The organism is Streptomyces sp. NPDC093149, assembly GCF_044754145.1.
Lineage (GTDB): Bacteria > Actinomycetota > Actinomycetes > Streptomycetales > Streptomycetaceae > Streptomyces.
This window is the reverse complement of record NZ_JBIVON010000007.1, coordinates 450,676-470,237: the sequence shown is the minus strand read 5'-3', so window position 1 is coordinate 470,237 and position 19,562 is coordinate 450,676. Positions and strand designations below refer to the sequence as shown.

The window sequence follows — 19,562 nt, the reverse complement described above, 5'->3', positions numbered from 1 at the left end:
TCACTGCGGACACATGCCGAAAAGACGGAGTTCTACATGGCTCATCAGGTCGATCAGTCGTTTCTCGCCCTGCCCCTGCGGGCCCTCGCCGACGCGGCGCTCGCCCGCGCGCGTGCGCTGGGGGCCGTACATGCCGACTTCCGTTTCGAACGGGTGCGCAGCGCGTCCTGGCGGTTGCGGGACGCCCGGCCCGCCGGGACGTCGGACACCACCGATCTCGGGTACGCGGTGCGCGTGGTGCACGGCGGGGCGTGGGGGTTCGCGTCCGGCGTGGATCTGACGATGGACGCCGCGGCGAAGGTGGCCTCGCAGGCCGTCGCCATGGCGAAGCTGTCGGCGAAGGTGATCGCGGCGGCCGGGTCCGACGAGCGGGTGGAACTGGCGGACGAGCCGGTGCACGGTGAGCGGACCTGGGTCTCCGCCTACGACGTCGATCCCTTCGACGTACCGGACGAGGAGAAGGCGGGGCTGCTCGCCGAATGGAGCAGCCGGCTCCTGGGTGCCGAGGGTGTCGCGCATGTGGACGCCTCCCTGATGACCGTCCACGAGAACAAGTTCTACGCGGACACGGCGGGCACCGTCACCACCCAGCAGCGGGTGCGGCTGCATCCGCAGCTCACCGCGATCGCCGTGGACGGGACCACCGGCGAGTTCGACTCGATGCGGACGATCGCCCCGCCGGTGGGCCGCGGCTGGGAGTACCTGACCGGGACCGGCTGGGACTGGGACGACGAGCTGGAGCGGATTCCCGGGCTGCTGGCCGAGAAGATGCGGGCGCCGAGCGTCGAGGCGGGGACGTACGACCTGGTCGTCGACCCGTCCAACCTCTGGCTGACCATCCACGAGTCGATCGGCCACGCCACCGAGCTGGACCGGGCGCTGGGGTACGAGGCGGCGTACGCCGGGACCTCGTTCGCCACCTTCGACCAGCTGGGGAAGCTGGCGTACGGCTCCCCCGTGATGAATGTGACGGGCGACCGCACCGCCGAGCACGGGCTCGCGACCATCGGGTACGACGACGAGGGCGTCGAGGCGCAGTCCTGGGACCTGATCAAGGACGGGACGCTGGTCGGGTACCAGCTGGACCGGCGGATCGCGAAGCTGACGGGTCTGGGCCGTTCCAACGGCTGCGCGTACGCGGACTCGCCGGGCCATGTCCCCGTGCAGCGGATGGCCAACGTGTCGCTGCGGCCGGATCCGGGCGGGCTGTCCACCGAGGATCTGATCGGCGGGGTGGAGCGCGGGATCTACGTGGTCGGCGACCGGTCGTGGTCGATCGACATGCAGCGCTACAACTTCCAGTTCACCGGGCAGCGGTTCTTCCGCATCGAGAACGGCAGGCTGGCCGGTCAGCTGCGCGATGTCGCGTACCAGGCGACGACGACGGATTTCTGGGGCTCGATGGAGAAGGTCGGCGGCCCGCAGACGTATGTCCTGGGCGGCGCCTTCAACTGCGGCAAGGCCCAGCCGGGCCAGGTCGCGGCCGTCTCGCACGGCTGCCCCTCCGCCCTCTTCCGGGGCGTGAACATCCTCAACACGACGCAGGAGGCCGGACGATGAGCCGCGTCAGCAAGCCGCACGAGATCGTCGAGCGGGCGCTCGAACTGTCCACCGCAGACGGCTGCGTGGTCATCGCCGACGAGGGGTCGTCCGCGAATCTGCGCTGGGCCGGCAACGCGCTCACGACGAACGGGGTGACGCGGGGGCGGACGCTGACCGTCATCGCGACCGTCGACGGTGCGCAGGGCACCGCGTCCGGTGTGGTGTCCCGGTCCGCGGTCACCGCCGACGATCTGGAACCGCTGGTGCGGGCGGCCGAGGCCGCCGCGCGCGGGGCCGGTCCGGCGGAGGACGCGCAGCCGCTGGTCGCCGGGGTGCCCGCGTCGCCCGATTTCACGGACGGGCCGGCCGAGACGGGCTCGGACGTCTTCGCGGAGTTCGCCCCGGCGCTGGGCGACGCCTTCGCCCGTGCCCGGTCCGGCGGCCGGGAACTGTACGGCTTCGCCCACCACCAGATGACCTCGACGTACCTCGGCACCTCGACGGGGCTGCGGCTGCGGCACGATCAGCCGAACGGAACGCTGGAACTCAACGCCAAATCCCCCGACCGGACCCGTTCGACCTGGGCCGGCCGCTCCACGCGCGATTTCAAGGACGTCGACCCCGCCGAGCTCGACGCCGAGCTGGCGCGGCGGCTGCGCTGGGCCGAGCGCCGTATCGAACTGCCCGCCGGGCGGTACGAGACGCTGCTGCCGCCGACCGCCGTGGCCGATCTGCTGGTCTACCAGCTGTGGTCGTCGACGGCACGGGACGCCGCGGAGGGCCGGACGGTGTTCTCCAGGCCCGGCGGCGGGACCAGGATCGGCGAGACGCTGTCCGAGCTGCCGCTGTCGCTGCGCAGCGACCCGCACGCACCGGGCCTGGAGTCGGCACCGTTCGTGATCGCCCATGCGTCCGGGGACGGCGCCTCCGTCTTCGACAACGGTCTGCCACTGACCTCGACCGAGTGGATCCGGAACGGCCGGCTGGAACATCTGACGACCACCCGCCACACGGCGGGGCTGACCGGGCTGCCGGTCGCGCCGGCGATCGACAACCTGGTGCTCGAAGGCGGGGGCGAGCGGTCCCTGGAGGAGATGGTGGCCGCGACGACCGGCCGCGGGCTGCTGCTGACCTGCATGTGGTACATCCGGGAGGTCGATCCGGCGACGCTGCTGCTGACCGGGCTGACCCGCGACGGGGTGTACCTCGTCGAGGACGGCGAGGTCGTCGGGGAGGTGAACAACTTCCGGTTCAACGAGTCGCCGGTGGACCTGCTGTCGCGGGCCACGGAGGCGGGCCGTACGGAGAAGACGCTGCCGCGCGAGTGGGGCGACTGGTTCACCCGGGCCGCCATGCCCGCGCTGCGGATCCCGGACTTCAACATGAGCTCGGTGAGCCTCGGCGTGTGACCCGCCTGAGGGGTGTCCCGTGATCCCCGGTGGAGCAGCGCGCGGCGTCGGATGCGGTGCATCGCAAGGCGGAGGGACGTCCGCATACCGGATGCATGCGGACGTTCCGACAACGCGGCGAGGTGCCGCATCCGCCGCCGCGCGCCCGCCAGGGGCTACGGGTCAGCCCTTAGACTGGCTGTTGCCTTTCGACACACGTAGCTGAGGAGACACGGAACCGTGACGGACATCGTCGACGAGCTGAAGTGGCGTGGGCTGTTCGCCCAGTCCACTGACGAGGACGCACTGCGCAAGGCTCTCGCGGACGGTCCTGTCACGTTCTATTGCGGCTACGACCCCACCGCGGCGAGTCTGCACGTCGGTCATCTGGTGCAGGTGCTCACCATGCGCCGGCTCCAGCTTGCGGGCCTGCGGCCGCTCGCTCTGGTGGGTGGCGCCACCGGCCAGATCGGTGACCCGAGGCCGACCGCCGAGCGCACGCTGAACGACCCGGAGACGGTCGCCAACTGGGTGTCGCGGCTGCGGTCCCAGATCGAGCCGTTCCTGTCCTTCGAGGGCGAGAACGCGGCGGTCATGGTGAACAACCTGGACTGGACCGCGGGCATGTCCGCGATCGAGTTCCTCCGGGACATCGGCAAGCACTTCCGCGTCAACAAGATGCTGACCAAGGACTCCATCGCACGGCGGCTGGAGTCCGACGAGGGCATCAGCTACACCGAGTTCAGCTACCAGTTGCTCCAGAGCATGGACTACCTGGAGCTGTACCGGCGCTACGGCTGCACCCTGCAGCAGGGCGGCAGCGACCAGTGGGGCAACCTCACCGCGGGCCTCGACCTGATCCACCGCCTGGAGCCGGGCGCCGAGGTGCACGCGCTGGCGACGCCGCTGATGACGAAGGCGGACGGGACCAAGTTCGGCAAGTCCGAGAGCGGTGCCGTCTGGCTCGACCCGTCGATGACGACACCGTACGCGTTCTACCAGTTCTGGCTGAACGTGGACGACCGGGACATCTCCCGGTACATGCGCATCCTCAGCTTCCTCAGCCCCGCGGAGCTGGAGGAGCTGGAGAAGGTCACCGAGGAGCGTCCGCAGGCCCGGACGGCGCAGCGCGCGCTGGCCGAGGAGCTGACGACGCTGGTGCACGGCGCCGATCAGTGCGCCGCGGTCGTCGCGGCGTCGAAGGCGCTCTTCGGTCAGGGTGAGCTGGGCGAGCTGGACGAGGCCACGCTGAGCGCCGCGCTGTCCGAGGTGCCGCATGCGCAGGTCACCGAGCTCGGCCCGCTGGTGGACCTCCTCGTGGAGGTCGGCCTGGCGCCGAGCAAGTCGGGTGCCCGCCGCACGGTGAAGGAGGGCGGCGCCTACGTGAACAACGTCAAGGTCACGGACGGCGAGAGCGCGCCGGCCCACGAGGAGTTGCTGCACGGGCGATGGCTGGTGCTGCGCCGGGGCAAGAAGAACCTCGCCGCCGTCGAGGTCACCGGCTGATCCCGTTGCATCGGCACTGCGGCCGGGCACGCGTGACGCGTGCCCGGCCGCAGTGCGTTCAGCGGTGCGTCGTGGCCCGGTGACCCAGGCGCTCCGCTCGGCTCAGGCTCTCTGCTTGGTGCCGCGGAACGACGTCCACAGCATGTCGCCGACACCGACGACGACCACCGCGCCGATCAGCTGCAACAGATGGCGCGTCCAGTCGATGCCCTTGGTGTCGTTGACGCCGATCCAGGTGGCGACGGCATTGCCGAGGACACTGCCCAGGATGCCGAAGACCGTCGTCAACCAGAGTGGGATGTTCTGTTTGCCGGGCAGGATCGCCCTCGCGATCACACCGAGCACCAGGCCCACGATGATTGCCCACAACCAGCCCATGTCGCCTCCTCGTGCGACGCGATGTCGCGCATGTGGGCCCAGTCTCCGACGGTGGGCCGTGTGCCGCATGCCGGGCACGTCCGTATGCGCGGCGCGGCCGCCGATTCGCGCGAATGCGGCGCGCCCCGGTCTCGAAGCCGTCGGACACCGGGCGTACCGTGGATGCGGTCCGGTCCGGGGAGTGTCCGGCACGGGAACGAGGTCCCTCCGGTCCACCGGGTGCCGGGGGAAGGGTGGTGGAGACGTGATGCGGAAGCAGGGCGGTACCGAGGTCTTCCGGATCACGGGGGCCCGGCAGGGGCTCGCGGACGATGTGCGCGGCAGGCAGCGGCGCTATGTGATCTCGATGTCGGTGCGCACGGTTTCGGTGATCCTGGCCGCCGTGCTCTGGAACGTGGAGCGGTACGTCGCGATCGTGGCACTGGTGCTCGGGGTTCTGCTCCCGTACGTGGCGGTGGTCATCGCCAACGCGGGCCGGGAGAACACCCCTTCGCTTCCGTCGACCTTCGTCCCGGCGCCGATGCGGCCGATGCTCGATGCCGCGCCCCTGTCCGGTGCCGCCGAATCCGGTCAGGAGGCCGACGGGGCCCGTCACGGCGGGGAGACGTCGTGAACCACGGGCCCTCGATGTGAGCCGAAGGCGATCGTCGTGGGTCACAGGTCCTCGGCGGGCGCCATGAGAAGTCGGTTCGGGGCGTGAGGATCCGGCAGGAGCACAGGTGAGGCCGCAGCGCACCCGAGGCTCGTGAAAACCTCAGATCAATCGTGAAGTTACGGTGCACTGCACCCCCGTCTGCGTGACATACTTCGTAGGCGCTCCGCATCCCCCGTCGGAGCGACGGACCGACGCCGGGCAGCTCCCCCCGTGGCTGCTCGGCGTCGCTTTTTCTCCGGCCGGGGATGCGTTCGGGCCCTCCGCCGCGCGGCCGGCCGGGAGACCGGAACCGGCACCGACGCAAGTCATCTCGTTTGGATCCTGCCGGGCCGGCCCGAACGAAAGATCCAATGAAAGACCCTACGATTGAGCCGTGAACTCCCCTGAATCCGCGGCCGAGAGCGCTGCCGCCGCCCCCGTCTGTTCCGCCAAGGGCTGCCGGACCGACGCCGTGTGGGTGCTGGCCTGGAACAATCCGAAGCTGCACACCCCTGAGCGTCGGAAGACCTGGCTGGCCTGCGAGGAGCACCGGGAGCATCTGTCCTCGTTCCTGGATGTCCGAGGCTTCCTCAAGGATGTCGTGAAGCTGACGGAGTGGGAGTCCGACGGTCCGGGATCGGGCAGGCCGTAGGAGGGAAGGACCGGCCGGGTCCGGCACCCCGGCCCCGCTGGGTCCGTCCGTCCCCTCTCGGCCCTCGACCGCCTCTGAGCCTGTCGGGTGACCTCCGACCGGGCGGCCAAACCCTGGCACGCACGCCTCCTCCGCCTCGAAGTCGCACGCACCGGAGCGCGCCCGCCATCCGGTCCGAGGTCACCCGACAGGCTCTCAGCCTCCGATCGCCGACATCGGCCGGTCCGGCTGCAGGAAGGACGGGTCGTCCAGACCGGATCCGGCTTTCTTCCCCCACATCGCCAGCGTCCAGATCCGGGCGATCTCCTCATCCGGCGCGTCGGAGCGCAGGGCGCCGCGCAGATCGGTCTCCTCGCGGGCGAACAGGCAGGTGCGCACCTGCCCGTCGGCGGTGAGTCTGGTGCGGTCGCAGGCCCGGCAGAAGGGACGGGTGACGGAGGCGATGACACCGACGCGATGAGGTCCGCCGTCGACGAGCCAGCGCTCGGCGGGGGCGGAACCGCGCCGGTCGTCGCCCTCCTCGGTGAGGGTGAAGCGGGTGCGCAGCGACTGGAGTATGTCGCCTGCTGTGATCATGCCGTCACGCTTCCAGCCGTGCTGTGCGTCCAGCGGCATCTGCTCGATGAAGCGGAGCTCGTAGCCGTGGTCGACGGCCCAGGCCAGCAGGTCGGGGGCCTCGTCGTCGTTGAGTCCCGGCATCAGGACGGTGTTGACCTTGACCGGGGTGAGTCCGGCATCGCGGGCGGCTTCGAGGCCGGCCAGCACGTCGTGGTGGCGGTCGCGGCGGGTGAGTGTCTTGAAGACCTCGGGGCGCAGGGTGTCCAGCGAGACGTTGACCCGGTCCAGGCCGGCGGCCCGGAGCGCGGCCGCCGTGCGCTTCAGTCCGATGCCGTTGGTGGTGAGCGACATCCTGGGGCGTGGGCTCAGGGCCGCGCACCGCTCGACGATGGAGACCAGGCCGGGGCGCAGCAGCGGCTCACCGCCGGTGAAGCGGACCTCGGTGATGCCGAGCCGGGTGACGGCGATGCCGACCAGCCGGACGATCTCGTCGTCGCTCAGCAGGTCGGGCTTGGCCAGCCATTGCAGGCCTTCCTCCGGCATGCAGTACGTGCATCGCAGATTGCACCGGTCGGTCAGCGACACGCGCAGGTCGGTGGCGACCCGATCGTAGGTGTCGATGAGCATGTGGGCCCCCTCCCCCAGTAGGTGTCCGGCCGCCGTGTCCGGCACGTCTTTCCCGCTCGCCCGTCCGGTCGGATGTCCCGGTCGGCGCTTCCGGCTGACCTTTTCGAGACTACGCGAGACCTGTGACATCGGAGGGGGCTCGTATGACACGAGGAGCGGCACGGCCGTGTCGTAGGACCCTACGACACGGCCGTGGAAGGGGGCGCGGCCCGTGGGCCTCTCGCCGGGTTCTGCCCCGGTCAGTGCGCCCCGACTCCGGTGAGGGACTTGACCTCCAGTTCGGCGTACTTGCCCTTGTCCGGTTCCTCCTTCGAGAGGAGGGAGCCGATCCAGCCGAGCAGGAAGCCCAGCGGGATGGAGATCAGCCCCGGGTTCTCCAGCGGGAACCAGGCGAAGTCGACGCCCTTGAACATCGAGGTCTTCGGGTTGCCGGAGACGACCGGGGAGAACAGCACGAGGATCACCGAGCTCGCCAGGCCGCCGTAGATCGACCACAGCGCGCCCTGGGTGGTGAAGCGCTTCCAGAAGAGGCTGTAAAGGATTGTCGGCAGGTTGGCGGAGGCGGCGACGGCGAAGGCGAGTGCCACCAGTCCGGCGACGTTCATGTCGCGCGCGAAGGCGCCGAGAACGATGGCGACCGCACCGATGAGGACGGTGGCCCAGCGGGCGGCGCGCATCTCCTCCTTCTCGGTGGCCTTCCCCTTGCGGATGACGTTGGCGTAGATGTCGTGCGCGAAGGAGGACGAGGAGGCGAGGGTGAGGCCCGCGACGACGGCGAGGATGGTGGCGAAGGCGACGGCCGAGATCACGGCCAGCAGCACGGCGCCGCCCGTGGAACCGACCCCGCCGAGGTACTCGGCGAGCTGCGGGGCGGCCGCGTTTCCGGCCGGGTTCTTCGCCTTGATCTCGTCCGGGCCGATCAGGGCCGCGGCGCCGAAGCCGAGCGCGATCGTCATCAGGTAGAAGGCGCCGATGATGCCGATGGCCCAGTTGACCGACTTACGGGCGGCCTTCGCGGTCGGCACCGTGTAGAAGCGGATCAGGATGTGCGGCAGACCGGCGGTGCCGAGGACCAGCGCGATGCCGAGGGAGAGGAAGTCCAGCTTCGAGGTGCCGGTCGCGCCGTACTTGAGTCCGGGCTCCAGGAACGCCGCTCCGTGACCGCTCTTCGCGGCGGCCGTGCCCAGCAGGTCGGAGATGTTGAAGTCGAACTTCAGCAGCACCAGGAAGGTCATCAGGAGCGCGCCCGCGATGAGCAGCACGGCCTTGACCATCTGGACCCAGGTGGTGCCCTTCATGCCGCCGATGGTGACGTACACGATCATCAGCACGCCGACCAGCGCGACGATGAGGATCTTGCCCGCGTCGCTGGTGATGCCGAGGAGCAGGGAGACCAGGACGCCCGCACCCGCCATCTGCGCCAGCAGATAGAAGATCGAGACGACGATGGTGGAGACGCCGGAGGCGGTACGGACCGGGCGCTGCCGCATCCGGTAGGCGAGGACGTCGCCCATCGTGTAGCGGCCCGAGTTGCGCAGCGGCTCGGCGACCAGCAGCAGGGCCACCAGCCAGGCGACGAGGAAGCCGATGGAGTACAGGAAGCCGTCGTAGCCGAAGAGGGCGATGGCTCCGGCGATCCCGAGGAACGAGGCAGCCGACATGTAGTCGCCGGAGACCGCGAGTCCGTTCTGGAAGGCGGTGAACTGACGGCCGCCGGCGTAGAAGTCGGAGGCGCTCTTGGTCTGCCGGCCGGCCCAGACGGTGATGCCCAGCGTCGCGGCGACGAACACGGCGAAGAGCGTGATGATCAGCGGCCGGTGCTCGGTGGTCGAGGAGGCGGCCAGGTGGAGGGCGGGGTGCGAGTGGTACACGGTGCTCATGCGTCGGCCTCCATACGGGACTTGATGGCCTCGGCCCTCGGGTCGAGCTTCGCGGCCGCGTGGCGCGAGTAGAACCAGGCGATGAGGAACGTGGTGACGAACTGGGCGAGGCCGAAGACGAAGGCCACGTTGATGTTGGCGTAGACCTTGGTGCCCATGAAGCCGCCCGCGTAGTTGGACAGCAGCACGTACAGCAGGTACCAGAGGACGAAGGCGATGGTCAGCGGGAAGGCGAACGAGCGGTGCGCGTGCCGGAGTTCGCCGAACCCCGCGCTCTCCTGCGTCGCGATGAACGCCTCGGTCGTGGGCTGGGCAGTGCGGGTGTCCGTACTGACCTCGGGCGGCGGTGCATCGGTAGTCACGGAATCTCCTCGCGACGCGGGTGCGGTGGTGGGGACGGTGGATTTCACTGCGGAACCTCGATGGCCGGGGACGATGGAGCGCTTCCCCTGACAACGGCACGGACGGCGTTGCGAAGCGGTTCACCGCACAACCGCACTTCTCCGACGGGCCTCTGCGCGGCCATCCGGCCCGGCCCCGCTCCGCGCCTCTTCGAACAGGTCCTTCGAATTCATTGATGACAACTCATTGATCAGCAAGGATGATCAGCGATAGCTTCACTCGTCATGTACGCGACTGGGCACACGCCGTGCCCGGTCGCCCGGCACGGATGATGTGGAGACCCCATGGCTCATCTGGGATCCAGACGGACGCGCGCACTGACGTTGCCCGTCGGATTGGCACTCACGGCCTCGCTCGGCTTCCTGCCGACGGGCGCCGCCTCTGCCGCACCAGTGGACGCGCAGCCCGCGGCGGCGGTTTCGGCGGACGGCCCGAAGCTCTCGTACGTGGTCAACACGCGGAGCAACCACGGGACCGTCAAGCAGGTGAAGAAGGCGATCGCCGAGGCCGGCGGCACGGTGGTCGTCGCCTACGAACAGATCGGCGTCATCGTCGTCCACTCCCAGAACCCGGACTTCGCGAAGTCGATCCGCCGGGTCAAGGGCGTCGATTCGGCGGGGGCCACCCGCACCAACCCGATCGTCCCGCAGGCCACCACGGACATCGGCGTCGAGCAGCCGCTCACCGCCGAGCAGGCGCAGAGCGCCGCGGCACAGGCGACGGCGGACCAGGATCCGATGGAGCCCCTGCAGTGGGATCTGCCCGCCATCAAGGCGGACCAGGCGCACCAGAAGACCCTCGGCAGCAGCAAGGTCACGGTCGGTGTCATCGACACGGGCGTCGACGACACCCACCCGGACCTCGCGCCGAACTTCTCCCGCGCGGCCTCGGCGAACTGCGTGTCCGGGGCGCCGGACACGACGGACGGTTCCTGGCGTCCGAAGACCGGTGAGAGCGACCACGGCACGCATGTGGCGGGTACCATCGCCGCCGCGAAGAACGGCATCGGGGTCACGGGGGTCGCGCCTGGCGTGAAGGTCGCCGGGATCAAGGTGGCGAACCCGGACGGCTTCTTCTACACCGAGTCGATCGTCTGCGCCTTCGTCTGGGCCGGCGAGCACGGCGTCGACGTCACCAACAACAGCTATTACACCGACCCGTGGATGTTCAACTGCAAGGACGATCTCGACCAGGGCGCCCTGGTCGAGGCCGTCGCCCGCGCCACCCGGTACGCGGAGCACAAGGGCACCGTGAACATCGCCTCGGCCGGCAACAGCAACTTCGACCTGGCCTCCGGCGCGATCGACGACACGACCAGCCCGAACGACACCACGGCCGTGAAGCGGACGATCGACCCGAGCAAGTGCCTCGACATCCCGGCGATGCTGCCGGGCGTCGTGACGGTCTCCGCGACCGGCGCCAAGGGACTGAAGTCCTCGTACTCGAACTACGGGAACGGTGTCATCGACGTGGCCGCCCCGGGCGGTGACTCGACGGTCTACCAGACGCCCGCACCGCCCGCCACGAGCGGTCTGATCCTGTCCACGCTGCCAGGCGGCAAGTACGGCTACAAGGCCGGTACGTCGATGGCCTCCCCGCACGTGGCGGGAGTCGCGGCCCTGATCAAGTCGACGCACCCGCACGCCTCCGCGGCCGCGGTGAAGGCGCTTCTGACGGCCGAGTCCGACGCCACCGCGTGCGGCGCGCCGTACGACATCAACGGCGACGGCAAGATCGACGCCGTCTGCGAGGGCGACAAGAACCGCAACGGCTTCTACGGAGCCGGTGTGGTGAACGCGCTGAACGCGGTCCGCTGGTAGGAACGCGACGCAGTGGGCGGGGCCGGAGTCACCGGCCCCGCCCGCCGCCCTTTCGCGGCCCCGTACCGGCCCCGCCCGCCGTCCCTTCGCGGCCCCGTACCCGCCCGGCCTCCCCCCTTCTCCCGCGGTGGCACTCGGTGCCATAGTGCGGGCATGACTCATGCGCACCTGTCCGGCACCGAGCAGGCCTGGGCGGCACTCGGCGGGGATCCCGCGCTTCTCGCGCGCATCGGGGCGGATGGCCCCGAGGGCCTGCTGCCCTCCCGACTGCCCGTCATGGAGCTGGCCCGTTCCGCGGTCGCGGTCTGCTCCCTGGCCGCCGCCGAACTGGCCGCCCGCCGCACCGGACGCCCGGTGCCCCGGGTCCACGTCGACGACGGCGCGGTGGCCACGGCGTTCACCAGCGAGCGCCATCTGCGGATCGACGGGCGCGCTCCGACGACCTTCGCCCCGATGTCGCGGTTCTGGCGCGCGGCGGACGGCTGGGTCCGTACACATGCCAACTACCCACACCATCGGGCCCGGCTGCTCGCCACGCTGGGGCTGCCGGCGGACACCGCGGACGACCTCGCCGTGGCCGCCGTCGCCGACTCGTTCGCGGGGCGGCGGGGCGACGAGATCGAGCAGACCGTGTACGCCGCGGGCGGTCTGGCCGTCGCGGCCCGTACGCCCGGGGAGTGGTCGGCCGACCCTCGGGGCGCCGCGGTGGCGGGCACCCCGCTGGTGACCGTCGGCCGGATCGGCGGCGCGCCGGTCCGTCGGACGACGGCGCCGGACGGTGCGTCGCTGCTGCCCGCCGCCGGGGTGCGCGTACTGGACCTCACCCGGGTCATCGCGGGCCCCGTCGCCACCCGCACGCTCGCGCTGCTCGGCGCGGACGTCCTGCGGATCGACTCCCCACGGCTCCCGGAGAGCCCGGACGCACACGCCGACACCGGTTTCGGGAAGCGGTCGGTGACCCTGGACCTCGACAGCGGCTCCGGCAGGGCCGTGTTCGACGAGCTGCTGGCCGAGGCGGACGTGGTCGTCGTGGGCTACCGGCCCGGCGCGGTCGAGCGGTTCGGTCTGACCACTCAGTCCCTGGCCGCGCGCAGACCGGGGCTGGTGATCGGGCGGCTCTCGGCCTGGGGCCACGGTCCGTGGGCCCAGCGGCGCGGCTTCGACAGCCTGGTGCAGGTTGCCACGGGCATCGCCTCGGTCGAGGCCGCGCAGGGAGCGGAGCACCCGCCCGGCGCGCTGCCCGCCCAGGCACTCGACCACGGCACGGGCTATCTGCTGGCCGCCGCCGTGCTGCGCGCGCTGACCGAACAGCACGACGAGGGGGGCTCCCGGCTGATCACGCTCTCGCTCGCCCGTACCGCCGCGTGGCTGCTCGACGAGCTGCCCGCCCGTCGGGAAGCGGGGGCCACGGATACGTCGTACGACCCTCGGAAGTGGCTCACGGAGACGGCCGGCCCGCTCGGCCGGCTGCGTCACGCCCTGCCGCCCGTCGCCTTCGACGGTTCGCCCACCGACTGGTCGCGCCCGCCCGGCCCGCTGGGGGCGGACGCGGCCGCCTGGCTCACGGCTTGATGAGCACCTTCAGCGCCGTGCGCTCGTCCATCGCCTTGTAACCGGCGGGAACGTCGTCGAGACCGATGGTCAGGTCGAAGACGGGCGACGGGTCGATCGTGCCGGACAGCACGTCGGGGAGCAGCTCCGGAATGTACGTGCGCACGGGTGCGACGCCGCCGCGCAGGGCGATGTTCCGGTCGAACATGACGCCGAGGTCCAGGCCGGTGCCGCTGCCGTGCGGTACGCCGACGTAGCCGATGGCGCCGCCGTCGCGGGTGATCCCGACGGCGGTGCGCATTGACTGCTCGGTGCCGACGGCCTCGATCACCGCGTGGGCGCCCTCGCCGCCGAGCAGTTCCCGTACGGCTTCGACGGCGGCCTCGCCACGCTCGGCGACGACGTCCGTGGCGCCGAAGGTACGGGCGATGTCCGTACGGACCCGGTGGCGGCCGAGCGCGATGATCCGCTCGGCGCCGAGCCGCTTGGCGGCCAGGACGCCGCACAGTCCGACCGCCCCGTCACCGACGACCGCGACCGTGCTGCCGGTCTTCACGCCCGCGCCGACGGCGGCGTGGTGCCCGGTGCCCAGCACGTCGGACAGGGCCAGCAGCGCGGTGAGCAGATGGTCGTCGGAGGCCGCGGCCGCGGGGAGCTTGACCAGCGTGCCGTCGGCGAACGGGACGCGGACGGCCTCGCCCTGCCCGCCGTCGGAGCCGACGGAGCCCCAGAAGCCGCCCTGCGGGCAGGAGGTGGTCAGGCCCTGCGCGCAGTACGCGCAGGTGCCGTCGGACCAGACGAAGGGCGCGACGACGAGGTCACCGACGGCGAAGCCCGCCACCTCGGAGCCCGCCTCCTCGACGATCCCGAGGAACTCGTGCCCGATCCGCTGGCCGGGCTCGCGGGCGGCCTCGCCGCGGTAGGCCCACAGGTCGCTGCCGCAGATGCAGGCCCGCAGAACTCGCAGGACCACATCGGTGGGCTGCTGGACCGACGGGTCCGGCACTTCCTCCACACGTATGTCGTGGGGGGCGTGGATGACGGTGGCGCGCATGCGTGGGGTCCTTGCCGATCTCAGATGCTGGTACTCCGTTCACGGTACGCCCCAGGGGTGACACCGACCCATCTCGCACCGGGTGCCAGCGTTCCGGCGGTCAGCAGGAACTGAGCGGCGATGTAGGTGAGCATGATCCAGAAGTCGGGGGCGGGCGGTTGGAGCCGGTCGGCGACGCCGGCGCCGATGAGCGCGTCGGAGAGCAGGAAGAGCGCCCCGCCGACGGCCGCGTACCGGCCGCGGGTGCCGGCCCGGTAGGCCATGGCCGTGAGCAGCAGGCTGTAGCCGGTCATCGGAATCCGCATGTCCGCCGGCAATCCGCTCCAGAGCAGCGCGACGACGGTGACCAGGACGGCCGCGTACACCGCCCCGACGGCCGGGGAGCTCCGGGCACGTCCGAAGAGCAGCAGGTAGCAGACGTGCCCCGCGGCGAAGGAACCCATCCCGATGAGGAAGGTGGCGTCGGCGTCGGGCAGCAGGAGCGTGTCGCCGCCCCAGCCGAACAGGAGTGCCGCGATGAGCAGCCGGGGGCCGCGCCGGGCGGCGGCGTACCCGGCCAGCAGCGGCATCAGCAGGGGCTTCGCGACGAGGTGGGCGACCGGGACGTCGGCGAGCACGCCGAACAGGTCGACGACGGCGGCCAGGAGGAAGGCGACGAGCAGCGGTCGTACGAGACGTTCCCGCCGGTCCGGGACGATGTCGGCGCTCATCCGATGCGCTCCTGGGCGGACAGGGGCGTGGGCGCGGCCCCTGTGGACGGCTGCCAGCCGGGGCCGCGGAAGATCCGCCCGGCGCGCTCGCTCCAACTGCCCGCCGCGCGCACGTCGCGGGCGATCGCGGCGTACTCGTGGGTGGCGACGCGGAGCGGATTGAACGTGTCGATGTTCTTGGTGAGTCCGAACACGGGCCGCTCCGTCTCGGCGGTGAAGGATCCGAAGAGGCGGTCCCACACGATCAGGATGCCGCCGAAGTTCCGGTCCAGGTAGCCGCCCTGCGAAGCGTGGTGCACCCGGTGGTGGGACGGCGTGTTCAGTACGAACTCGAAGGGCCGGGGGAGCTTGCCGACGCGCTCCGTGTGCACCCAGAACTGGTAGACGAGGTTCGCCGACGAGCAGAACGCCAGCGCAGCAGGGTGGACACCGCAGGCGATGAGCGGCACGTAGAACGGCCAGACGGTCAGCGACGTCCAGGGCTGGCGCAGCGCGGTGGAGAGGTTGAACTTCCGGCTGGAGTGGTGGACCACGTGGCAGGCCCAGAGGATCCGGACGACGTGGTGTCCCCGGTGGGACCAGTAGTAGAAGAAGTCCTGCGCGAGCAGCATCAGCAGGACGGTCCACCACAGGACGGGGACGCGGAGCGGGGTCACCTCGTAGACCGCGGTGTAGATGGCGACGATGGGCACTTTCCACAGCAGGTCGAAGACCAGGCTGCCGAGCCCCATCGTGATGCTGGTGGCGGCGTCCTTGGCCTCGTATCCGGCTGCTTCCTCATCGGGATGGAAGTGATGGAGTGCCATTTCGAGGACGGTGAGCAGCACGAAGGCCGGTATGGACCAGAGCACGACATCGGGCAGGTTGGACGGCATGCGAGCACCGTAGAGCCGCAGGTCGGCTGCGGACTAGAGGTTGTTACCAACAAGTATGCGAGACGCGGTGTCAGCAGTCTTTGGTGGCTTCTGCCAATGCGGGTCCCGGACGGTCCCTGTACCGGACCTCGGGCGGAGGAAGAACCGCCGTGCGGAACACGGCAGTTGCGGGGACCCGGCCGGCCACGACGACGAACGGCACGGTCGCCCGGACGCGAAGTGGCGCCGAAGCCCCGTGCGGGCCTCCCGAAGCGCGCGGCACCCCCTCGTACGTGCCCACGGGGACCCGTCGCACGCAACCGCCGAGGCGCCAGGCACACTCTGCGTGTTGTAGTACCCGTGACAGAAGGATGGCCCGCATGATCACACTCACCAAGGAAGACGGTCCCGCAGACCTGGACGGAGTGACCCATCTGTCCATCGGCGTGTCCTGGGACCCCACGGCCGGCAGCAGCGGCGGTGTCATGGGCCTGCTCCGCCGCAAGGCCGGAACGGACCTCGACCTGATCGCCGTCGCCACGCAGGACGGGGACCCGGTGCGCCTGGCCGGCCTCGACTCGCTGGACCCCATGGGAAACGGCTCCCTGGTGCACAGCGGCGACAACCAGACCGGGCGCGGGGAGGGCGACGACGAGACCGTCACGGTCGAGTTCGCGCGCATCCCGCGCAACATCACGTCGATCGTGTTCGTCGCTGCCGCCTTCAAGAAGGGCAGTTCCTTCCAGAAGGCCCGCAACATCAGCTTCAAGGTCTACGACGCCACCGGGGGGAGCTCGCAGCAGGTCGCCGACATATGGCCCAGCCTGCTCACCCAGGACAACGGCTGCGCGGTGGCCAAGGCCGTACGGTTCGGCGACACGTGGAAACTCGAAGTGATCAATGTGACGGGGAAGATCAAGCAGGGCGACGAGCACGCCCTGATGCGCTTCGCCGTCAGCAAGTAGGACGTCCCCGGGGCCCGGCGTCCGTGTGGCGCCCGGGCCCTGGGACACGGCCCCCGCCGCGTGAGGGTGGGCGCCGCTGAACCGGAGGCCGCCCTGGCGGCCCGAGCCCGCGCCGAGGGCGTACCGCTGTGGATCGCGCGGCAGTTCGCACCAGGGCCCGCCGGACCGGGCGAACGGCGGTGAGCCTCCGCCGTCGTGTATGGCAGCTCCGCGTCGGCCGTCGGAATGCCTCCCGAACTACGCGAGAAATGCTGCTGACCGTCATCAACAGAGCCGGAGAACGCTACAAGAATCCCGAAATTACGTCACGAGACCGCAGAGCGCCCGAGGAGGAACAATTTCCTGGCCACGGGCACAGGGGCTCACTCAGGGGGACTCAGGAGAACTCACGGGATGTCGCACAGCGTAGTCGGAGCAGTGGGTGGCCGGGGTGGTGTGGCCTGTACCGGTCAGTTCCACCGGTGCTGTGGCGGACGCCGTGCACGTGAGCTGTCCGAGTGCGAGAGGGGTGAGTGTGGTCGGGTCGTAGGGGAGGGTGACGCGCAGCCGCCCGGGGGCGTTCGGGGTGGCGGTCACCTTGGCCGAGACAGTTTCCAACGTTCCGGTCAGGGGTGGTAGTGCGCTGGTCAGACCCTGCTTGCGGTCTTCGGGTGAGGGGCCGGTGAGGAGGGCGCGGACTGCTTCGGTGGGTGATGTGATGCCGGCGGCGGAGCGCTCGACGGGGTGCAGCGCTCCGTCCTTGAGGAAATGGACGGCGGTGCCTGCCACGATTCCGGTGGCCGGCTCGCCTGCTCCCATGGGCTTGGAGGCGTCGATCGCCGGACCGGTGCCGCAGCTTGTGAGGCCGAGTAGGAGCACAGGGAGAAGAGAGCGAAGGAGGCGGCTGCTTTGTGTCACGTACCGTCTCCTGCTGTGGGGGTGCGTGGGAATTCTGCAGTGAAGACTGCTCCGCCGTGCGGGCCGTTGACTGCGGTCAGGGTGCCGCCGTGCAGGCGGGTGTTCTCCCAGGCGATGGCGAGGCCGAGGCCGCTGCCCTCGGAACGCGACCGGGCCTGGTCAGCTTTGTAGAAGCGGTCGAAGAGATGCGCGGCGGTCTCGGGAGACAGCCCGCCGCCGTGGTCGGTGACGTTGATCCGTACGCAATCCTCGTCGCCCTCGGACGCGGTCACCCGGACGGTCACGGGCGGCGCTCCGTGGCGCAGGGCGTTGCCGATGAGGTTGGCTATGACGACGTCGAGGCGGCGGGGGTCCAGGCGCGCGGTGACGGGGTGTTCGGGGAGGTCGGTGGAGACTTCGTCCTGCCAGCCGCGGGCGCGTAGGCAGGCACGTACAGCCTCGGCCACGTCGATGTCGTGGGCCATCAGGGTATTGGCGCCGGCGTCGAAGCGGGAGATTTCCATCAGGTCGTCGACGAGCCGTGCGAGGCGGTCGGCTTCGGTGGTGACCAGGCGGGCGGCCCGGCCTATATCCGGCTGGAGGGTGTCGGCGCTGTCGTCGAGGACGTCGCTGACGGCGACCATCGTGGCGACGGGCGTCCGCAGTTCGTGGGAGACGTCGGCAGCGAAGCGGCGGGCGGAGGCTTCCATTCTGCGGAGTTCACCGACCGTGGCCTCCAGTGCGGCGGTCGATTCGTTGAACGCCCTGGTGAGGTCGGCCAGTTCGTCGTTTCCGGTGGCCTTGATACGGCTGGTGAGATCGCCGTCGGCCATGCGTCGGGCGCCGTGCTGGAGCCGTCGCACGGGGCGCAGTACGCCGCGGGCTGCGAGCAGTGCGGGCGGCACGGCGAGGACGAGCGCGGGGATCGCGCCGTACTGGGAGGCGACCCACACGGCGGCCTTCGCGTCGCTGAGGGAGCGCAGCGGGGTGGCTCCGTAGACCTCGATGCCGGACGGTTGTCTGCTGTCGGCGAAGGTGATCGGGGTGCCGGCTGTGAGCCAGGGGGTGCCGTCCTGGGTCACGCGCTGGAAGGTCAGTTCCCGGTTGGCGGTGACATCACGGCGGAGGGTTTCGGGGATTCCAGGGCCGCCCTGGGCCGAGGTCACGGATTGGGTGCCGTAGGTGACGGTGATGATCCGGAAGCCGCTGCCGGAGGCCAGCTTTCCGGCGAAGGAGGTGAGCTGGGCGCGGGTGGGCGGGTAGGGCAGGTCGTCGGCGAACGTGGTGGTCGTGTCCCGCAGGCTGTTGAGGAGGGTGTCCTGTCCGGTCCGAAGGATCGAGATGTGCGCCTGGTAGTAGGTGAATCCCGCCGTCGCCACTACGCTGACGGCCGCGACCAGCAGGTATCCGGCGATCAGGCGGCCCCGCAGCCCGAGCGTGAAGCGCTTGACCGGCGAGGGGCGCTTCACAGCGGTCCGAAGCGGTAGCCGAAGCCGCGCGCCGTCTGTATGTAGCGGGCGGACGCCGGATCATCCTCGATCTTCGTACGAAGCCGGGCGATACCGGAGTCCACCAGGCGTACGTCGGCCGACGGGTCGTGGCCCCATACCGTTTCGAGCAGTTCCTGCCGGGCGAACACGTGACCGGGGTCCGCCGACAGGTGCAGCAGCAGGCGTAGTTCCAGCGGGGTGAGGGCGACGGGGTGTCCGTTCTTGGTAATGCTGAGGCCGGAGCGGTCCACGGTGAGCTCCTCGTGGATCTCGGCGGCTGTGGTCGCGGGTGAGGGGTCCTGCCCGCGTAGGACTGCGCGGATACGGGCGTCGAGGACCCGGCCGCGTACGGGCTTGACGACGTAGTCGTCCGCGCCCGCGTCGAGGCCGCGCACGATGTCGGAGTCGTCGCCGCGGGCCGTGAGCATGATGACGGGTACCGGCCAGGAGTCGCGGATGCGGCGGCAGATTTCGAAACCGTCGGTGTCCGGCAGCATCAGGTCGAGGACGACCAGGTCGGTGTGCGTTGTCCGCAGCGCCGTGAGACCCGCGTGGCCGGACGCAGCGGCGTGGACCCGGTGGCCCTGGTGCTCCAGGGCCAGCTGAAGGCCGTCGCGCAGGGACTGGTCGTCCTCGATGAGCAGAATCTTGGGCATAAGGAAATTATGGCTACCT

The 19,562-nt window shown here is 70.4% G+C and carries 18 protein-coding genes; 8 read left to right on the top strand and 10 right to left on the bottom strand.

Annotated features, from left to right (window positions below; genetic code table 11):
• Positions 1–36 precede the first annotated feature (36 nt).
• The 3 genes from ACIQCZ_RS23615 to tyrS all read left to right on the top strand — a co-directional run bounded on the left by ACIQCZ_RS23615 (position 37) and on the right by tyrS (position 4,436).
• A complete protein-coding gene (locus ACIQCZ_RS23615) occupies positions 37–1,560 on the top strand; it encodes a TldD/PmbA family protein (protein ID WP_351083713.1) in 1,524 nt (507 codons plus the stop codon).
• A complete protein-coding gene (locus tag ACIQCZ_RS23610) occupies positions 1,557–2,951 on the top strand; it encodes a metallopeptidase TldD-related protein (RefSeq protein WP_402284657.1) in 1,395 nt (464 codons plus the stop codon). Before ACIQCZ_RS23615 ends, ACIQCZ_RS23610 begins: the two co-directional genes overlap by 4 nt.
• Before the next feature lie 219 nt (positions 2,952–3,170).
• Positions 3,171–4,436 (top strand): tyrosine--tRNA ligase, encoded by a 1,266-nt coding sequence (gene tyrS, locus ACIQCZ_RS23605; RefSeq protein ID WP_402284656.1) that lies wholly within the window; start codon positions 3,171–3,173, stop codon positions 4,434–4,436.
• 102 nt (positions 4,437–4,538) lie between these two features.
• Here the strand turns inward: tyrS and ACIQCZ_RS23600 are convergent, their stop codons facing one another.
• Positions 4,539–4,814, bottom strand: coding sequence for a GlsB/YeaQ/YmgE family stress response membrane protein (locus ACIQCZ_RS23600; RefSeq protein WP_402284655.1), 276 nt, complete (start codon positions 4,812–4,814; stop codon positions 4,539–4,541).
• Between the two features lie 247 nt (positions 4,815–5,061).
• Here ACIQCZ_RS23600 and ACIQCZ_RS23595 point away from each other — a divergent pair, with 247 nt between their 5' ends.
• Positions 5,062–5,427 (top strand): DUF3099 domain-containing protein, encoded by a 366-nt coding sequence (locus ACIQCZ_RS23595; RefSeq protein ID WP_402284654.1) that lies wholly within the window; start codon positions 5,062–5,064, stop codon positions 5,425–5,427.
• 415 nt (positions 5,428–5,842) lie between these two features.
• Entirely contained in the window at positions 5,843–6,100 is a 258-nt protein-coding gene (locus ACIQCZ_RS23590) for a hypothetical protein (protein WP_389637967.1), read from the top strand.
• 195 nt (positions 6,101–6,295) lie between these two features.
• Here the strand turns inward: ACIQCZ_RS23590 and moaA are convergent, their stop codons facing one another.
• From moaA to ACIQCZ_RS23575, 3 genes are all read right to left on the bottom strand, one after another.
• The gene (gene moaA, locus ACIQCZ_RS23585) at positions 6,296–7,285 is read right to left on the bottom strand and encodes a GTP 3',8-cyclase MoaA (protein ID WP_402284653.1); all 990 of its coding nucleotides are present in this window, start codon (positions 7,283–7,285) and stop codon (positions 6,296–6,298) included.
• A gap of 239 nt (positions 7,286–7,524) precedes the next feature.
• Positions 7,525–9,165: a cation acetate symporter gene (locus ACIQCZ_RS23580; RefSeq protein WP_402284652.1), complete on the bottom strand. Its 1,641-nt coding sequence runs from the start codon at positions 9,163–9,165 to the stop codon at positions 7,525–7,527.
• Complete coding sequence (locus ACIQCZ_RS23575; protein WP_402284651.1) at positions 9,162–9,527, bottom strand: DUF485 domain-containing protein; 366 nt, start codon at positions 9,525–9,527, stop codon at positions 9,162–9,164. The genes ACIQCZ_RS23580 and ACIQCZ_RS23575 overlap by 4 nt, the downstream gene beginning before the upstream one ends.
• Positions 9,528–9,851: 324 nt before the next feature.
• On the opposite strand from ACIQCZ_RS23575, the gene ACIQCZ_RS23570 reads away from it, so the two are divergent.
• Together ACIQCZ_RS23570 and ACIQCZ_RS23565 are read left to right on the top strand one after the other, a co-directional pair.
• Positions 9,852–11,387: a S8 family serine peptidase gene (locus tag ACIQCZ_RS23570; RefSeq protein ID WP_351083695.1), complete on the top strand. Its 1,536-nt coding sequence runs from the start codon at positions 9,852–9,854 to the stop codon at positions 11,385–11,387.
• Between the two features lie 153 nt (positions 11,388–11,540).
• On the top strand, positions 11,541–12,959 hold the full coding sequence (locus tag ACIQCZ_RS23565) for a CoA transferase (RefSeq protein WP_402284650.1): 1,419 nt from the start codon (positions 11,541–11,543) through the stop codon (positions 12,957–12,959).
• Here ACIQCZ_RS23565 and ACIQCZ_RS23560 read toward each other — a convergent pair.
• The 3 genes from ACIQCZ_RS23560 to ACIQCZ_RS23550 are packed head-to-tail and all read right to left on the bottom strand — an operon-like array spanning position 12,949 to position 15,577.
• Entirely contained in the window at positions 12,949–13,992 is a 1,044-nt protein-coding gene (locus ACIQCZ_RS23560; RefSeq protein ID WP_402284649.1) for a zinc-dependent alcohol dehydrogenase family protein, read from the bottom strand. The genes ACIQCZ_RS23565 and ACIQCZ_RS23560 overlap by 11 nt on opposite strands.
• Before the next feature lie 20 nt (positions 13,993–14,012).
• Positions 14,013–14,702 carry a lysoplasmalogenase gene (locus tag ACIQCZ_RS23555; protein WP_402284648.1) on the bottom strand — a complete coding sequence of 230 codons (690 nt, stop codon included), beginning with the start codon at positions 14,700–14,702 and terminating at the stop codon, positions 14,013–14,015.
• Complete coding sequence (locus ACIQCZ_RS23550) at positions 14,699–15,577, bottom strand: sterol desaturase family protein (RefSeq protein WP_402284647.1); 879 nt, start codon at positions 15,575–15,577, stop codon at positions 14,699–14,701. The genes ACIQCZ_RS23555 and ACIQCZ_RS23550 overlap by 4 nt, the downstream gene beginning before the upstream one ends.
• Positions 15,578–15,936: 359 nt before the next feature.
• On the opposite strand from ACIQCZ_RS23550, the gene ACIQCZ_RS23545 reads away from it, so the two are divergent.
• Positions 15,937–16,521, top strand: a complete 585-nt coding sequence (locus ACIQCZ_RS23545; RefSeq protein ID WP_402284646.1) for a TerD family protein — start codon at positions 15,937–15,939, stop codon at positions 16,519–16,521.
• 366 nt (positions 16,522–16,887) lie between these two features.
• Here ACIQCZ_RS23545 and ACIQCZ_RS23540 read toward each other — a convergent pair whose 3' ends face one another.
• From ACIQCZ_RS23540 to ACIQCZ_RS23530, 3 genes are all read right to left on the bottom strand, one after another.
• Positions 16,888–17,319: a hypothetical protein gene (locus ACIQCZ_RS23540; protein WP_402284645.1), complete on the bottom strand. Its 432-nt coding sequence runs from the start codon at positions 17,317–17,319 to the stop codon at positions 16,888–16,890.
• A gap of 95 nt (positions 17,320–17,414) precedes the next feature.
• Complete coding sequence (locus tag ACIQCZ_RS23535) at positions 17,415–18,866, bottom strand: ATP-binding protein (protein WP_402284644.1); 1,452 nt, start codon at positions 18,864–18,866, stop codon at positions 17,415–17,417.
• Positions 18,863–19,543: a response regulator gene (locus tag ACIQCZ_RS23530; protein WP_402284643.1), complete on the bottom strand. Its 681-nt coding sequence runs from the start codon at positions 19,541–19,543 to the stop codon at positions 18,863–18,865. The genes ACIQCZ_RS23535 and ACIQCZ_RS23530 overlap by 4 nt, the downstream gene beginning before the upstream one ends.
• Positions 19,544–19,562 lie beyond the last annotated feature (19 nt).

Bases quoted from the DNA above. Each gene is read 5' to 3' on its own strand.
- ACIQCZ_RS23615 (WP_351083713.1), top strand. From the start codon at position 37: ATGGCTCATCAGGTCGATCAGTCGTTTCTCGCCCTGCCCCTGCGGGCC.
- ACIQCZ_RS23610 (WP_402284657.1), top strand. From the start codon at position 1,557: ATGAGCCGCGTCAGCAAGCCGCACGAGATCGTCGAGCGGGCGCTCGAA.
- ACIQCZ_RS23600 (WP_402284655.1), bottom strand. From the start codon at position 4,814: ATGGGCTGGTTGTGGGCAATCATCGTGGGCCTGGTGCTCGGTGTGATC.
- ACIQCZ_RS23595 (WP_402284654.1), top strand. From the start codon at position 5,062: ATGCGGAAGCAGGGCGGTACCGAGGTCTTCCGGATCACGGGGGCCCGG.
- moaA (WP_402284653.1), bottom strand. From the start codon at position 7,285: ATGCTCATCGACACCTACGATCGGGTCGCCACCGACCTGCGCGTGTCG.
- ACIQCZ_RS23580 (WP_402284652.1), bottom strand. From the start codon at position 9,165: ATGAGCACCGTGTACCACTCGCACCCCGCCCTCCACCTGGCCGCCTCC.
- ACIQCZ_RS23570 (WP_351083695.1), top strand. From the start codon at position 9,852: ATGGCTCATCTGGGATCCAGACGGACGCGCGCACTGACGTTGCCCGTC.
- ACIQCZ_RS23565 (WP_402284650.1), top strand. From the start codon at position 11,541: ATGACTCATGCGCACCTGTCCGGCACCGAGCAGGCCTGGGCGGCACTC.
- ACIQCZ_RS23560 (WP_402284649.1), bottom strand. From the start codon at position 13,992: ATGCGCGCCACCGTCATCCACGCCCCCCACGACATACGTGTGGAGGAA.
- ACIQCZ_RS23555 (WP_402284648.1), bottom strand. From the start codon at position 14,702: ATGAGCGCCGACATCGTCCCGGACCGGCGGGAACGTCTCGTACGACCG.
- ACIQCZ_RS23550 (WP_402284647.1), bottom strand. From the start codon at position 15,577: ATGCCGTCCAACCTGCCCGATGTCGTGCTCTGGTCCATACCGGCCTTC.
- ACIQCZ_RS23545 (WP_402284646.1), top strand. From the start codon at position 15,937: ATGATCACACTCACCAAGGAAGACGGTCCCGCAGACCTGGACGGAGTG.
- ACIQCZ_RS23540 (WP_402284645.1), bottom strand. From the start codon at position 17,319: ATGGGAGCAGGCGAGCCGGCCACCGGAATCGTGGCAGGCACCGCCGTC.
- ACIQCZ_RS23530 (WP_402284643.1), bottom strand. From the start codon at position 19,543: ATGCCCAAGATTCTGCTCATCGAGGACGACCAGTCCCTGCGCGACGGC.